This window comes from Sphingobium sp. Leaf26 (assembly GCF_001421665.1).
Lineage (GTDB): Bacteria > Pseudomonadota > Alphaproteobacteria > Sphingomonadales > Sphingomonadaceae > Sphingobium.
Window position 1 is genome coordinate 81580 of the sequence record NZ_LMKV01000023.1, and the last position, 15761, is coordinate 97340.

13 protein-coding genes are annotated in these 15761 nt (G+C 63.3%); 1 reads left to right on the plus strand and 12 read right to left on the minus strand.

The genetic code is table 11. The features are described from left to right. Window positions 1–26 precede the first annotated feature (26 nt). The 4 genes from ASE85_RS14305 to ASE85_RS14320 all read right to left on the minus strand — a co-directional run bounded on the left by ASE85_RS14305 (window position 27) and on the right by ASE85_RS14320 (window position 4096). On the minus strand, window positions 27–1403 hold the full coding sequence (locus ASE85_RS14305) for a sensor histidine kinase (protein WP_056689599.1): 1377 nt from the start codon (window positions 1401–1403) through the stop codon (window positions 27–29). Beyond that, window positions 1400–2482: a hypothetical protein gene (locus ASE85_RS14310; RefSeq protein WP_056690190.1), complete on the minus strand. Its 1083-nt coding sequence runs from the start codon at window positions 2480–2482 to the stop codon at window positions 1400–1402. The genes ASE85_RS14305 and ASE85_RS14310 overlap by 4 nt, the downstream gene beginning before the upstream one ends. Window positions 2483–2539: 57 nt before the next feature. Beyond that, entirely contained in the window at window positions 2540–3706 is a 1167-nt protein-coding gene (locus ASE85_RS14315) for a hypothetical protein (protein WP_056689601.1), read from the minus strand. 87 nt (window positions 3707–3793) lie between these two features. Beyond that, the gene (locus tag ASE85_RS14320) at window positions 3794–4096 is read right to left on the minus strand and encodes a hypothetical protein (RefSeq protein WP_056689603.1); all 303 of its coding nucleotides are present in this window, start codon (window positions 4094–4096) and stop codon (window positions 3794–3796) included. A 79-nt stretch (window positions 4097–4175) separates the two neighbouring features. Here ASE85_RS14320 and ASE85_RS14325 point away from each other — a divergent pair, with 79 nt between their 5' ends. Further along, window positions 4176–6848: a hypothetical protein gene (locus ASE85_RS14325; RefSeq protein ID WP_056689604.1), complete on the plus strand. Its 2673-nt coding sequence runs from the start codon at window positions 4176–4178 to the stop codon at window positions 6846–6848. Between the two features lie 9 nt (window positions 6849–6857). Here ASE85_RS14325 and aac(6') read toward each other — a convergent pair whose 3' ends face one another. Genes aac(6') through nuoL form a run of 8 tightly spaced genes read right to left on the minus strand, consistent with a single transcriptional unit; the run spans window position 6858 to window position 15757 of the window. Beyond that, the gene (gene aac(6'), locus ASE85_RS14330) at window positions 6858–7319 is read right to left on the minus strand and encodes an aminoglycoside 6'-N-acetyltransferase (RefSeq protein WP_056689605.1); all 462 of its coding nucleotides are present in this window, start codon (window positions 7317–7319) and stop codon (window positions 6858–6860) included. Next, window positions 7316–7585, minus strand: coding sequence for a DUF1467 family protein (locus tag ASE85_RS14335; protein ID WP_056689606.1), 270 nt, complete (start codon window positions 7583–7585; stop codon window positions 7316–7318). The genes aac(6') and ASE85_RS14335 overlap by 4 nt, the downstream gene beginning before the upstream one ends. 9 nt (window positions 7586–7594) lie before the next feature. Further along, window positions 7595–9232, minus strand: coding sequence for a ribonuclease J (locus ASE85_RS14340; RefSeq protein ID WP_056689608.1), 1638 nt, complete (start codon window positions 9230–9232; stop codon window positions 7595–7597). Next, entirely contained in the window at window positions 9232–10011 is a 780-nt protein-coding gene (locus tag ASE85_RS14345) for a type III pantothenate kinase (protein WP_056689612.1), read from the minus strand. Before ASE85_RS14345 ends, ASE85_RS14340 begins: the two co-directional genes overlap by 1 nt. 10 nt (window positions 10012–10021) lie before the next feature. Next, window positions 10022–10729, minus strand: coding sequence for a biotin--[acetyl-CoA-carboxylase] ligase (locus tag ASE85_RS14350; protein WP_082462832.1), 708 nt, complete (start codon window positions 10727–10729; stop codon window positions 10022–10024). Then, on the minus strand, window positions 10726–12162 hold the full coding sequence (gene nuoN, locus ASE85_RS14355) for an NADH-quinone oxidoreductase subunit NuoN (RefSeq protein WP_056689616.1): 1437 nt from the start codon (window positions 12160–12162) through the stop codon (window positions 10726–10728). Before nuoN ends, ASE85_RS14350 begins: the two co-directional genes overlap by 4 nt. Beyond that, window positions 12162–13709 (minus strand): NADH-quinone oxidoreductase subunit M, encoded by a 1548-nt coding sequence (locus tag ASE85_RS14360; RefSeq protein WP_056689618.1) that lies wholly within the window; start codon window positions 13707–13709, stop codon window positions 12162–12164. Before ASE85_RS14360 ends, nuoN begins: the two co-directional genes overlap by 1 nt. Then, the gene (gene nuoL, locus ASE85_RS14365) at window positions 13709–15757 is read right to left on the minus strand and encodes an NADH-quinone oxidoreductase subunit L (protein ID WP_056689620.1); all 2049 of its coding nucleotides are present in this window, start codon (window positions 15755–15757) and stop codon (window positions 13709–13711) included. Before nuoL ends, ASE85_RS14360 begins: the two co-directional genes overlap by 1 nt. Between the last annotated feature and the right edge of the window lie 4 nt (window positions 15758–15761).

Here is a 15761-nt window from a genome sequence, read left to right on the forward strand (position 1 = left end):
GCCCCGATCAGGCGCCGTTTTTTTGTTCAGGTGCCGACCGGCAGGGAGAGGATGAAGCGGGCGCCCTCGCCCGGTGCGCCGCCGATGCGGATGTCGCCCTTCATTGCGCGCGCAAGGCGACGGGAAATATAGAGGCCAAGGCCGCTGCCGCTGGCATCGTCACGGCCCAGCCGCTCGAACTTCTCGAAAATACGCTCCCGGTCCACCTGTGCAACCCCCGCGCCCTGATCGATCACAGCGATCCGCGCCTGACCACTTTCCCACTCCGTCGCGATGCGCACTTCAGTCCCTTCGGGCGAATAGCGAACCGCGTTGCCGATCAGGTTCACCAGGATTTGCAGGACGCGGCGAAACTCGCCGATCGCGGGCAAAGTCACATCCGGTGCCGGCGCGATGATCGTGATGCGGCGATCGAGCGCCCTGACGGTCAGCAAGCCAGCCGCGCGACGACCCAGATCGGCCAGGTCCACCTCTTCGGAAATCACGCTGAAATCGGGCCGGTCGATCGCCTGCAAATCGGCCAGATCATCCACCAAAGCCATCAGATGACGGCCCGCCGCAGCGATATCGTTGGCATAGCCGGCATAGTCCGGCCGCAACGGGCCTTCCAATTGGGCGCTGATCGTATCGGCATTGGCGATGATCCGCCCCAACGGCTGGCGCAGCGAACGATCCAGCCGGCGCCCGAACTCCGCCGGATAGATGGAGAGCGGCGCCTCTTCCGCGAACGGCGCGGCCACTGCCTTTTCCAGTGGAAAGGCTGTCCCGCGATAGCCAGTCAACTGGCCAGCATGATCGAACATGGGAAAGGCCGACAAGCGAAAACGGCTGTTGCTGTCGCTCGCCAATATCGCCTGCTGGTCGCGAAAGGCGCGGCGCTGGGCGAACCCGCGCAACATCGCCATATCGCCGTCGCTGTCCGCCTCCAGTTGGAAATAGCTGGAGAAACGCGCACCTGGTACGGGGGGAAGCGCCGGCAGCGCGCCGCTATCGCCACCGCCCGCCAGCACCATCTGGAACCGCAACTGCGTGTCGATCTGCCAGGTCCAGCCATCGGCAAGCGCGGCGATATCCGCATCGCGCCGGGCATCATCGGGCGGCACCGGCGCCGACGGACGCTCGCGCCAGTCCACGATCGACAGGCTGACGCCCTGATCGTCAGGCTTGGCCCGTACCCACATGTCTATATCGCCGCGCTGCGCTGCCGCGACCACCGGTCGTGACACCAGAACGCCAAGGCGAGCCGCCAGCCGGGCGATCGCCACCAGTTGCGGCACCGCAAAGGCCTGGCCGATATCCGCACCCGCCTCCTGCTGGAGCGCAAGCAACAGTGCATCCGCGCTCAGCAGGCGGCCATCGGTCGACAGGGTGGCCCGGACGATCGCCGGCGGCGGCATGGTCATGCGCCGGACACCCTGTGCAGATGATCCAGCTTGGCCCGCAGGATGGGCGAAGTGCGCACGGCGCTGATCATGACATCGGCCTGCGCTTCGCTCACCGACTGATAACGCTCAGCCTCTGCCACGATGACAGCATCTGACAGTTGCGGACGCACCGGACGCAGCGCCAACAGCAAAATGCGATAGTCGACGGCCGAACCGCCCAGCGCACGGCACAGGCTGGCCAGTTGCGCCACCGGCCCCATAACCAGCATGGCGACCAGTTGACGGCTGTCCATCCGCAGCCGGCGCGCTGCGACCGCGGCAAACAGAAGGAAGCGCCGCTGCCCCAGCAAGGCGCCTAGCAATTCAGGCACATCCGCCCGCTCGCCCATGCGCCGCACCAACTTGTCGGCCTGCGCAATCGGGCAGGTCGCCTCATCATGATCGCGGAGCAACGCCCAGCCAGAACGGTCGAAAGCCGCCAACGATTGGTCGCCGCCCTCCGCCATGGTCCGTTGCGCCACGACATGGAGACAGGCTGCAACGGTCCAGAGCAGGTCGGCAAAATGTTCGGCTGGCAAGTCCGGCTTCATAGGCGCATCCTCACCGGACAGCGCAAGCCAGCGCCCTTCGGCCAGAGCCAGCGCCGACAGCGCCCCTCCCAGTTCGGGATCGTCGGTGGCGGGGATCAGATCGCCCTGCCCTTCATCCTGTTGCTCGACATCCGCCTGTCCGAATTGCCGGAGCAACAGCGTCACACCGGCACGCATCTGCATATGCGCCAGCAGATCGGGACCAAGCAAGCTGGGCTGCGCCCGCACCATTGGCCAGGTCAACGGCGTCGGCCAGCGATCGAGCGCCGCAGCGACATCGGGCGCATGCTCCAGCGACAGGCGCAGGGCCATCTCGATCGCGGCGATGCAGCCGCCCAGATGGCGCCGCGTCTCGACGATCAAGGCGTCGGGCCGCGCCTGTGCCTCGTCAGGGAAGAAAAACGCCAGATCGATGGCATGCCCCACCGGAACAGTGGACAAACCCGACAGGGCACGCGCCATCGGCCGGTCGCTGGCCATGCCGGTGGGGGACGAATGGGCGCTCATGCCTGTCAGCATAATCCCACGTCGTTAAAATGCACTAAACCCTGCCGGTTAAAATCGTCATCGCGGCTTGCGCAGCAACATGGCGCCAAGCGAGGCTATGGCAAGCAATATGGCGGTGCGGAACCCTTGCATCATCATGCCTACGAAGCCGGTCAGGATAAGCAGCAGCAGAGCCGAACCGGGGGTGAAGATCATCCACGGCCGCGCCGCTCCGGTCCGTCCCCAACGATCGGCGATCATCACGATGCCAAGCAGCAACGCCAGGTCTGCCGCCATCGTCGTGCCGCCGGCAAAGACCATGCCGGCCAGCACCAGCGCGGGTGCGCAAAATGCCAGCCAGTTCAGCAACGGCGCGCGCAAGGCCAGGTCGCCCAGCCGGTCGCTGATTTCGGACAGGAGCAACGCCCCCATCAGCAGGAAGAATCCCGTCAACGGCCAGCCCAGTTCGATCGGCACCAGCGCCACGGCGCCCAGCGCAATCGCGGCGATACGGATCTGTAACGCGGGCACCTGCATCCGCATCAACGGCGGGCTGACGATCCGCGCCAGCGGGGCGAGCAGATAATGTTCAAGACCGCCCCGCGCCTGCGCCTGCGCTGCGCCGACGGCCGTTACCGCCTGCGCCACCAGATCGGCCTGCGCCTGCGTCTCTACCAACGCCACGCGCCCCTCCAGCAGGTCGTCCTGCGGAACGGTGATGCGTCGCGCGCCCCTCTGAACGGCAGTACGCACGAGCGTCAGCGCCAGATCCCAGTCGCCGATCATGTCGAGCGTGCCGAACAGCAGGTCCGGGCTGATTCGCGCCAGCCCCGCCCAGCGCTGCCCAGCGTCGATCCGCTCGAACGGCGTGCTCGCGCGGCTGTCGTCGGTCACCAGCATGACATTGCCGTCAGCCCCGCCCATGCCGTCGAAATGCGACTGCGATATGATGGCGCCGTCGGCAACCAGCAGCACATCGCTGTCCCGCGGTGCATCGCGCACCATCGACACCATGTCACGCACCAGCGCGACGGCGATGCCGTCCGCGCTCAGCCGATCGACGGCCTGCGACAGGGCCGGGGTGATGACGCTCACCAGAATCATGATACGGTCGGCACCGGCCTGCGTCGCTTGTCGCGCCTGATATTCCACCAGCGTCTGGCCGGCAAAATAAAGACTCGCGCGCAGACCCGGCGGCGAATCGCCCGATGCGCGGCTGGCGCTGAGAATAGCGGCGAAACTCATATTGTTACGCTTGTGACCCGATTGTTGTGCGGCGACCTTTTCGCAAGGCCGCGCGCTTCGCGCAAGCGGCGCGATGCGGCGAAACGGTCAGGCTTGGTCAAGCCCCTGCAATGCGGCCTGTAGCTTGCGCAGCACGCGCGGGTCACCCGGCGCGGCAGCGGCCGCCTCATCAGCCAGCAGCATCAGCGCGGTCAAACCGAAGCTGGCGGCCAGCCCCTTCAATCGCCACGCCGCCAATTCCCAATTGGCGTCGCAACGCGCCCGTCCCAGGAGGTCGACCTGCCGCCTCGCGCTTTCCAGAAAGGCGATGCGCAGATCGGCGATCAATGCGCTGTCGTCGCCGACGGCGGCTGCAAGAGCGGCATGAAGGGCGCCAGGATCATAGGACATGGGACAGACGCTATCGGGCTTGCGTTAAGTTTTGGTAACAGGGCATTTCCGCAGCCGGAAAAGATGCTAGGATGAACGCATGACAGGGGGCAGCACCATCGTCGAGTTCTGGCGAGACGAACAAACCGCGACCGGCAACGAGTCGCAGATGGACGATATCTTGCTTTTGAAACAGGCGGTTCTCGACATAGACGAGAGTGAAGTGACAGAGGGTGCCGATGAGGCCACGGTTAAGCGTATACGCTGGGCCTTGGCTGTGCTGGCGATCGGCTGGATCGGCTTTGCCGGTTGGGCCGTCGCGACATCGGGCGATCTGGCCGCCGGTCCGTTCGCGTGGGCCAATGCCATCGTCACCATTGCCATCCCACTGATCCTGCTGGCGGTCGCCTACCTCGTGCTGGTGCGCAACAGTCGCACCGAATCGCGCCGCTATCTCGATACGGCCCGCGCGCTGCGGACGGAGGCGGATCTGCTGGAACTTCGGCTTGGCCGGATCGGCACGCAACTGGAAGCGGCCCGGCAGTCGATGCAAGACCAGGCCGAACTGCTCGACAGCTATGGCGCCGCCGCCAGCAGCAATATGGAGGCGTCCGCCGAACTGATCGCAGGCCGCGCCCAGATCACGGCCGACAAGGCCGAAACCGCCGAACGAGCGGCCATGGCGCTGGTTTCGCGGATGGATCAGTTGATCGGGTCCATTCCCGAACTGGAAGATCGCACCGGTCGCATGACCGCGCAAATGATGGACAATGGCCATGCGCTGGCCGAACGGATCGACACGCTGGAGGCGCGGCTGCATGCGCTTGGCGAACTGTCCGACGACGCCCGTGCGCGTACCATGGCGGCGACCAAGAGCCTGGCGAGCCAGTTGACGCAGATGCAGGAAGCGACGCGGTCGGCCTCCGCAGAAGTGACCGGTCTGGCCGATATCGCATCGGGCCGGATCGACGCGACAGCCCAAGGCGCGCGGCAGGCGATGGATCGCAGCCGCGAGGATATCGAAGCGCATGCCGCCGCGCTGACGTCTATGATCGAAACGGTCCAGAACAATATGGCCGACAACGGCAAGCTGGTGCGCAGCACTCTGGTCGAAGAGCTTGACGCCACCGAAGCCGCCGTACGTTCGCGTTTCGAAGGTGTCCAACGCACCGTGCAAACCCTGCTGACGACGACCGACGATGCACTCACTCGCCGAGCGGAAGCGCTGGAAACGCTCGTTGCCGCTGCTGAAAAGGGCATCGGTCAGGCAAGCGAAGATGCGCTGACCATCCTGGAACGCGACATGGAGGCGATGGAGACCGACCTGCGTCGTCGCCTTGACGCAGCGCTACAGCGCGCGCAGGAAACGCTGGCTATCACCGATGGCGGCCTGAACAACCAGACGGCGATGCTCGATGCGCTGATCGCCCGGTCGCGCGAAAGCCTGGCTGTAATCGGCGACGAGACGGTCAACGGTCTCAGCGATACGATCGGCGATGTGGAAAGTCGCCTGCACCAGATCAACGATATGATCGAAGGCCAACGCAGCCTGATGACCAGCCTGCACGGCAACCTGCTGGAATCCATCACAACCACCGAAGACCGTTTCGCGGCGCTGGAAGATAACAGCTTGGCGCGCGGCGAGCGGCTGACCGGGGCGTTGATGCGCATGACGCTGGAAACCCAGCGGATCGATGCCGCACTGGCGAACGGCGGCATGACCGCTGAAAAGTTGATCGGATGCGCGGAGACGTTGCTGGTTGCATTGGATTCCAGCGTGCGAGAACTGGACGAGACCTATCCGCAAGCGCTGGAGCGGTTCGACGCACGCTTGCAACAAAGCCGCGCCCTGCTCGGCAGTACGACGCCGGAGATGGAGCGTCTGGAGGCAATTTCTGAAGCGCTGGTCGGGCGCACCGAAGAGGCGGAGGAAATGCTGCGCGGTCAGGGCAGTCGCCTCACCGAATGGCTGGAAAGCACGCAAGGCGGGCTGGAGGCCAATCGCGAACTGGTCGAACGGCTGCGTACGACGCTGGACGGCGCGCATCAGGATGCGACCCGCATCACCGAAGGCGCCGGACCGCTGTTGGTGACCGCGTTACTGCGCGTCAAGGACACGGCCGACCAGGCCGCCGAGCGCGCGCGCCAGGCATTGGGCCGCGCTATTCCCGACGCAGTGCAGAAGCTGGCGGAAGCCAGCGACGAGGCGTTGCAGGGTGTCATTGGCGAAAAGGTGACAGCGCAGATCGAACAAGTTGCGCGCGTGGCGGAGGAAGCGGTCAAGGCGGCGCATCAGGCGTCGGAGCGGCTGACCCGCCAGTTGCTGACGATCGCCGACACCAGCGCCAGCGTGGAAAAGCGGATCGAGGAAGCGGAACGCGCCTCCGAAACCCGTGATCGCGATCATTTCGCGCGGCGTTCCGCCCTGCTCATCGAATCGCTCAACAGCACGGCGATCGATGTTGCAAAGCTGCTGTCTAACGATGTGACTGATTCGGCCTGGTCCGCTTATCTGAAGGGCGACCGGGGCGTGTTCACCCGCCGCGCGGTGAAGCTGCTGGATGCCGGCGAATCTCGTGAAATTGCGCTTCACTATGACAATGACGCGGAATTCCGCGACCATGTGAACCGCTATATCCATGATTTCGAGGCGATGTTGCGGATCATCCTGGTGGCGCGTGACGGCAATGCGCTGGGCGTCGCCATACTCTCCTCCGACATGGGCAAACTCTATGTCGCGCTGGCGCAGGCGATCGAGCGGCTACGGCAATAAGGCGATCATTCAGCCGATCATTTTGCGGAAATAGATCACCCGCTCGGTTTCAGCAAAGCCGGCGGCCTGATGGAAGGCATGGCTGGACAGGTTGGCCATTTCGGCGTCGGACGCCATTTCGGTGCAGCCCTGTTCCGCTCCCCATTCCGCCACGGCATGGATCAGGGCACGTCCGAGACCGGCCCGCCTTCTATCGGGCATGACATACAGCCCCTCCACGAACAGGACCGGGCTGGTATCGCAGCCATTGACATAATCATGGCGTAGCGCTGCCTCGACAAAGGCCATGGCCACACCCGTCGCATTGATCGCGACAAATGCGACCAGCCCATCGCCCGTCGCCAATATGTCGGCAATCTCAGTTCGATGATCCGTGTGGCTGGCGTCAGGCCAGAGCGCCGTGCGCATCCGCGCCCAACAGTCCGCATGGACAGCGGCGGCGCGAACGATCCGCGCCGCTGCCCCGCTCATCGCGCGACGCGATAGCCGGGCAACATGTCCAGCGTCACCCAGCCCTGCACATAATTGGCATAATAAAGGCCGAACAGGATCGTCGCCAATATGGTGGCGCGCAGCACCACGACCGCCGGCCGGAAATTGCTGGGCGCGCTGTCCGCCTGCCCCTTCAGCAGCACTTCACCCGTTTCATTGGGGGTGCGGATGCCGAAGGGGAGCATGATGAAGGCACTGATGACCCACATCAGGAAATAGATGGCGAAGATGGCGTACCAATTCATCGCCCCTGTCTAGGCGCGAACGATCAATACGTCCACTATCGGCTTCTTGCCGGTCCAGCGCGTCGCGGTACGGCGCACGGCGAGGCGCAGGCGTTCACGCAAAGCCTCTTCTTCCAGGGATCCCTTGGGGATCGCGGCAGCCGCTTCCTCGGCCGCTTCCGCCAGAAAAGCCGCCTTGTCTTCCTCGACCGGCACGCCCTGCGTGCGCAGCACCGGATCGCCGACCAGCTTGCCCTTGCGGTCTATCGCCACGGCCACGCTGATCTGGCCATGCAGGCCCAGCTTGCGGCGTTCGTTCATGGTCGAACCGTCTGCCGGCAAGATGACGTCGCCATCCAGAACCAGACGTCCCGTGTCCTGTTGTCCGATGATCGCCGGCCCGCCGGGGGCAAGACGCAGCAGGTCGCCGTTGGACTGAACCACCGCGTGCGGGATGCCGGTGGAGATACCCAGCCGCGCCTGTTCTGCCATATGACGCCGCTCTCCGTGGACGGGCAGCAGGATATCCGGCCGTATCCAGCGATACATGGCCTCCAGTTCGGGGCGGCCGGGATGGCCCGAGACATGAACTGCTGCCTGACGATCGGTGATCATCAAAATATTCTTGGTAGCCAGCGCATTTTGGATACGCCCGATGGCGATCTCGTTGCCGGGGATCTGCTTGGACGAGAACACGACGGTGTCGCCTTGCGACAGCTTGATCGGGTGACTGTCGAACGCGATGCGCGACAATGCAGCGCGTGCTTCGCCCTGACCGCCAGTGGCGATAATCATCACCTCGTCCCGTGGCAGGTCCATCACATCTTCCCAGTCGACGGTCGGCGGGAAGTCCTTGAGATAGCCCGCAGCCTTGGCCGTGCCGATGATGCGATCGAGTGAACGGCCGGCCACGCACAGCTTGCGCCCGGTAGCGGCAGCGACTTCGCCCAGCGTCTGAACGCGCGCGGCATTGGATGCGAAGGTCGTGACCAGAACCCGCCCCTTGGCGCCAGCAATCGCCTGCATCAACCCTTCGCGCACATCGCCTTCAGACCCGCTGGCCTTATCATTGAAGACGTTGGTGCTGTCGCAGACCAGCGCCAGCACGCCTTCGTCACCGATCGCCGTCAGTTCCGCCGGGGTGGACGGCTGGCCGAGCAACGGCTGTTCGTCCAGTTTCCAGTCGCCGGTATGGAAGATGCGGCCATAAGGCGTATCGATCAGCACCGCATTGCCCTCCGGAATGGAGTGGGCGAGCGGCACATAGCGGAAGCCGAACGGACCCAGATTGAAGCTGCCTTCATTCTCGATCACATGCAGCTTGACGTCCTTGCTGAGGCCTTCCTCCTCCAGCTTCAGCCGGATCAGGCCTGCCGTAAAGGGCGTGGCATAAAGCGGGACGCCAAGATCGGCGGCCAGATAGGGGATAGCGCCGATATGATCTTCATGCCCGTGGGTGAGAACGATTCCGAGCAAATCGTCGCGCCGCTCCTCGATGAAGCTCAAGTCCGGCAGGACGAGTTCCACGCCGGGATAATTGGGGTCGGCAAAGGTCAGGCCGAGGTCGACCATGACCCACTTGCCCTGGCAGCCATATAGATTGACGTTCATGCCGATCTCGCCGGACCCACCGAGGGCCAGGAAGACCAGTTCATCCTTGGGTGTCATTATGTTCTCAAACTCCGTTCGTGCAACAACGCCAACCCCAAAATGGTGAGGTCCGGTGCGATCGCATCGAAAATATCGCTATTGTCATTGAAGAGGACCGCTAGTCCTCCGGTCGAAATCACCTTGGCGGGACGGCCGATCTCGGCGCGGATGCGCGCGACCAACCCCTCCATCATCGCCACATAGCCCCAGAAAACGCCGATCTGCATCGCGTCCACCGTGCTACGCCCGATCACCGACCGATTTTCCGGCGGCTCGATCGCGATCTTGGGCAGCTTGGCCGCCGCGGCGACCAGAGCATCCAGCGACAGGTTGATACCCGGCGCGATCACGCCGCCCTTGTAGGCACCGCTATAATCGACCACGTCGAAGGTCGTCGCCGTGCCGAAGTCGATCACGATCAGATCGTCATGATAGAGATGGTGAGCGGCAATGGCGTTTACAACCCGATCCGCGCCAACCGAACTGGGCTCGGCCACGTCCAGTTCGATGCCCCATTCGACCGGGAACTGCCCGGCGACCAGCGCCGTGGTCTTGAAATATTTTTCCGCCAGCACCTGAAGATTATGGAGCGCGCGCGGCACGACGGTGGCGATGATGACCGCCTCCACATCGGCGATGGCATAGCCTTCCAGTTGTAACAACTGGTTCAGCCAGACGACATATTCGTCGGCCGTGCGCCGGGGGTCCGTGGCTATCCGCCAGCGTGTCTTGATTTCGCGCCCTTCGAGCAGCGCGAAAACGACATTGGTGTTACCCGCGTCGATCGCGAGAAGCATGGCCCGTCCCTCAACTGAGAATGATATCGCCCGCGTGAATGGCACGGCTCTGTCCATTCGCCAAGCGCAGGATCAGCATGCCTTGACGATCGAGCGTGTCGAAACTTCCCTCTACCTCACCGCCATCGGGCAGGATGACACGCATCGGCGTACCCGCGGCATGGGCGTTGAGCAGCCAATGCGCTCGAACCGGATCGAGCCCCTGCGCGCGCCAGATGGACAGCCAATGAGCGAAAAGCCGAGCAAGCCGCTCGTACAGCGCCTCCGCCTTGGCATCGCTCGCGCCCTGCGCCGTCAGGCTGGTGACTGGGCGGTCCAGTCCGACCGGGTACCCGGCGACATTGATGCCGATGCCGACGACGATCGCATCGCCGGCCCGCTCCAACAATATGCCGGCGATCTTCGCGCCATCGACCAAAATATCATTGGGCCATTTGATCCGCGCTTGTCCCGCGCAAAGCGGCGCGACCAGAGCATGGACCGCATTGGCCGCAACCAGCGCCAGCGTGTGGGGCAGCGGATCGGCAGGCTGTAACCGGACAAGCGTCGAGCAATAGAGATTCCCGTCCGGGCTTTCCCATACGCGGCCCATGCGCCCCTTGCCACCCATCTGGCGGCCGGCGCGCAGCCAGCTGCCATCAGCGCCGCCCTGCTCCGCCAACGCCAGCATATCGGCGTTAGTGGAGCCGGTTTCCTCGACGAAGCGTAGGAAGGTCAGAAGAGCGACGCCGCAGCGGCAGCGCTCGCCTGATCCAGCATGGGGTTGAGCAGATAGCCCAGCACGATCACCACGGCACAGGCCGTCAGGATGATATTCTCGACCGGGCCGCCCTTCGCCTCATAGGCGACGACGGGTTCATCGAAATATATCGTCTTGATGATCTTGAGATAATAGAAAGCGCCGATCACCGACATGGCGATACCGAAGGCCGCCAGCGCGGTCAGGCCAGAGGCCACCGCCGCATCGAACACCAGGAACTTGGCCCAGAAGCCGAACAGCGGCGGGATGCCCGCCATCGAGAACATGAAGATGGCGAGCGCGGCGGCCAGTCCTTTGCGCGACTGCGACAGGCCCGCAAGCCTGGCGATCTCTTCGACCGGCTTGCCGTCCGCATCGCGCAATTGCAGGATGCAGGCGAAACCGCCGATGGTCATGATGACGTAGATCGCCATATAGCTCATCGTCGCTGCCGCACCCGCGGGCGTACCCGCAGCCAGGCCGATCAGCGCGAAGCCGACATTGTTGATAGACGAATAGGCCATCAGGCGCTTGATGTTCGTCTGGCCGATGGCCGCCACCGCACCGAACAGGATCGACGCGAGCGCGACGAAGATCACGATCTGCTGCCAGTCCAGACCTGCCGGACCCAGAGCCTCGATCGCGACGCGGACGGTCAGGCCGATGGCCGCAACCTTGGGCGCGCTGGCGAAGAAGGTGGTGACCGGGGTCGGCGCGCCTTCATAGACGTCGGGCGTCCACATGTGGAACGGCACGGCGCTGATCTTGAATGCCAGACCAGCCAGTACGAACACCAGACCAAAAAGCTCGCCCTTCGACACGCCGTCGCCCAGCGCGACGGAAATGCCGTCGAACGCGGTGCTGCCGGTGAAGCCGTAGAGCAGCGAGATGCCGTAGAGCAGGATGCCGCTCGCCAGCGAACCGAGCACGAAATATTTCAGGCCCGCTTCGGAAGAGCGCACGTCCTGGCGCATGAAGCTGGCCAGCACGTAGGAGGCAAGGCTGTTCATTTCCAGGCCGACATAGAGCGTCAGCATGTCGCCCGCCGACACCATCATGCCCATGCCGATGGCAGCGAACAGGATCAGGACCGGATATTCGGGGCGCGGCACACCGCCGACCGAGAAGAAACGCGGGGCGAGCAGGATAGCCGCCGCCGCCGCGCCATAGATCAGCGCCTTGGCAAATGCGGAGAAAGCGTCTGCACGATACAGGCCGTCGAACGCATCGGGACCATGGACCAGCGAGCAGGACAGCGACACGCCTGCGATGGCCAGCACAATGACCGACAGCCAGTTGACCAGGCGGGCCGAGCCATCGCCGCCAAAGGCCGCGACCAGCATCAGCGCCAGGCCACCCACCGTCAGGATGAGTTCCGGCACGACCGCCAGAAGGGAAGCGGAGTCAATCATCAGTGCGCCTCCCCGTGCGCGGATGCTTCTTCATGGTGGCCCTCACTTTTAGGCTTGGGCGCACCCATCTTGATATTGGAGTCACCTGCGGGAGCCGCAGGGGCGAGGCGCGCTTCGAGCGCGCGGATGTCGGCCCGCATCGGCGCCAGGAAGCTTTCCGGGTAAACCCCCATCCATAGCACCACGGCCGCGATCGGCGCCATCAGCCAGAATTCCCTGATCGACAGGTCGGGCATGGCCGCAGCATCGGCATTCACCTGATCGCCGTAGCAGATGCGGCGATAGAGATAGAGCATATAGGCTGCACCCAGGATGATGCCCGTGGTGCAGACCAGCGCTACCCAACTCGATGCCTGATAAACGCCCATCAGCGACAGGAATTCACCGACGAAGTTGGACGTGCCCGGCAGGCCGACCGACGCCATGGTGAAGAACAGGAACAACACGGCATAGCGCGGCATGTTGATGCTCAGGCCACCATAGCGGTTGATCTCGCGGGTATGAAGGCGGTCATAGACCACGCCCACGCACAGGAACAGCGCGCCGGCGACCAGACCATGGCCCAGCATGACCATCATCGCGCCTTCGATGCCCGCCTGGTTGAAGGCGAACAGACCGATGGTGACGATCGCCATATGCGCGACCGACGAATAGGCGATCAGCTTCTTCATGTCCGATTGAACGAGCGCGACGAGACTGGTGTAAACCACAGCGACCATCGAGAGGCCCCACACCATCGGCGCAAGCTGCGCCGAGGCTTCCGGGAACATCGGCAGCGAGAAGCGGATGAAGCCATAGCCACCCATTTTCAGCAGCACGCCCGCCAGAATGACCGAACCGGCGGTCGGCGCCTGAACGTGGGCATCTGGCAGCCAGGTGTGGACCGGCCACATCGGCATCTTCACCGCGAAGCTGGCGAAGAAGGCCAGGAACAGCCACGTCTGGACATGCGGATCGAAATTATAGGCCATCAGGACCGGAATTTCGGTCGAACCGGCTTCATGCACCATCCACATCATCGCGATCAGCATCAGGACCGAGCCGAACAATGTGTAGAGGAAGAATTTATACGAGGCGTAGATCCGGTCCGCGCCACCCCAGATGCCGATGATAAGGTACATCGGGATCAGGCCGGCTTCGAACATGATGTAGAAAAGGTAGAGATCCTGCGCCGTGAAGACGCCGATCATCAGCACCTCCATGAACAGGAACGCCGCCATATATTCACCGACGCGCTTGTTGATCGCGTTCCAGCTTGCGCCGATGCAGATCGGCATCAGGAACACGGTCAGCGCGATCAGCATCAGGGCGATACCGTCGATACCCAGCGCCCAGGCGAAGCGACCGAAGATCGGCGCATATTCCTGGAACTGCCATTGCAGCCCGCCCTGGTCGAAATTCATCCACAGGACGATGCCCAGGACGAAATCGACCAGCGTCGCGATCAACGCGATCCAGCGCGCATTATTGGCGCCTGCGAAGAGACAGGCGATGGCCCCGGCCATCGGCACTGCCATCATCAGGGAAAGGATGGGGAAGCCGTCCATTATCGTGTCATCGCCCAGGTTGCGGCCGCGGCAAGCCCGATGAGCATCACCAGCGCGTAGGTGTAGAGGTAGCCGGACTGAAGCCGACGGGTGATCTTGTTGCCCTGCACGACCAGAGCAGCCAGGCCATTCGGCCCGAAGCGGTCGATGAAGCCTACATCACCGAACTTCCAGAAGAAGCGGCCGATGGCGAAGGCAGGTTTGACGAACAGGAAATTGTAAAGTTCGTCAAAATACCATTTGTTCAGCAGGAACTGGTACAGGCCACCGAAGGTCGCGACGAAACGGCGCGGCCAGTCGGTATTCCTGATGTAGCTCAGCCAGGCAATGACCAAGCCGGTCAGCATCACCGTGAACGGCGAGAATTTGACCCAGGTCGGCACTTGATGGGCTTCGTGCATCAGATGGCTGTCGAACGCGAGCGCGCCCTTCCAGAATTCGATGCCGCCCTCCGGACCAATGAACTGATCATGGAAGACGAAACCGGCGAACACGGCGCCAAGACTCAGAACCAGCAGCGGGATCAGCATGACCAGCGGGCTTTCATGCGGATGATAGCCACCGGTGCCGTCGCCCGCATCATGCACATGATGATCGTCATGACCATCATCATGAGCGGCGTGCGCATGATCGTCATGGCCATGGGCGTCATGCAGCGCGTGCTGGATATGCTCCGACTGGGTCCAGCGCGGCTTGCCGAAGAAGGTCAGGAAGACCAGGCGCCAGCTATAGAAGCTGGTCAGCAGCGCGGCGAACACGCCGACAATGAACGCACCGGTCCCCGCACCGCCAGCGGCATAGGCTGCTTCGAGAATGCCGTCCTTCGAATAGAAACCGGCAAAGCCCACGCCGATGATCGGCAGGCCGACACCAGTGATGGCGAGCGTACCCAGCGTCATCGTCCAGAAGGTGATAGGGATGCTCTTACGCAGGCCGCCATAATAACGCATGTCCTGCTCATGGTGCATCGCGTGGATGACCGAACCGGCGCCCAGGAACAGCAGAGCCTTGAAGAAGGCGTGCGTGAACAGGTGGAACATCGCCGCGCCATAGGCACCGACGCCCGCGGCAAAGAACATATAGCCCAGTTGCGAACAGGTCGAATAGGCGATGACCCGCTTGATGTCCGTCTGCACCGTGCCGACGGTCGCGGCGAACAGACAGGTCGCGGCACCGACATAGGTGACGACGGTCAGCGCCGTTTCCGACGTTTCGAACATCGGCGACAGGCGACAAACCATGAAGACGCCAGCGGTCACCATGGTGGCCGCGTGGATCAGCGCCGACACAGGGGTCGGGCCTTCCATCGCGTCCGGCAACCAGGTGTGCAGGCCAAGCTGCGCCGACTTGCCCATCGCGCCGACGAACAGCAGCAGGCAGAGGACGGTCATGGTGTCGAACCGATAACCGAGGAAGCCGATGGTCGAACCGGCCATCGACGGCGCCGCCGCCAGAATTTCCGGGATCGATATGGTGTTGAACACCAGATAGGTGCCGAAAATGCCCATCATGAAGCCAAGGTCGCCGACGCGGTTGACCACGAAAGCCTTGATCGCGGCCGCATTGGCGCTGGGCTTACGGAACCAGAAACCGATGAGCAGGTAAGAGGCCAGGCCCACGCCTTCCCAACCGAAGAACATCTGAAGCAGATTGTTCGCGGTCACGAGCATCAGCATCGCGAAGGTGAAGAGCGAGAGATAGGCGAAGAAGCGCGGCTGATCCGGCTCCTCGTCCATATAGCCCCAGCTATAGAGGTGGACGAGGCTCGACACGCTGGTGATGACCACCAGCATGACCGCCGTCATCGTGTCGACGCGCAACGCCCACTGGGCATCGAAGCTGCCGCTTTCGATCCAGGTGAACAGCGGCGTTACCGACGCTTCGGCATGACCGAGCAGGAAGGGAATGAAGGTCACCCAGCTCAACGCGCAGGCGATAAACAGCGCGCCGGTGGTGACGATCTTGGCGGGCAGCTTGCCAAGGGCCTTGTTACCAAGACCCGCAATGGCGGCCGCCAGCAGCGGAAGAAGGACGATAAGCTGGATCATGACG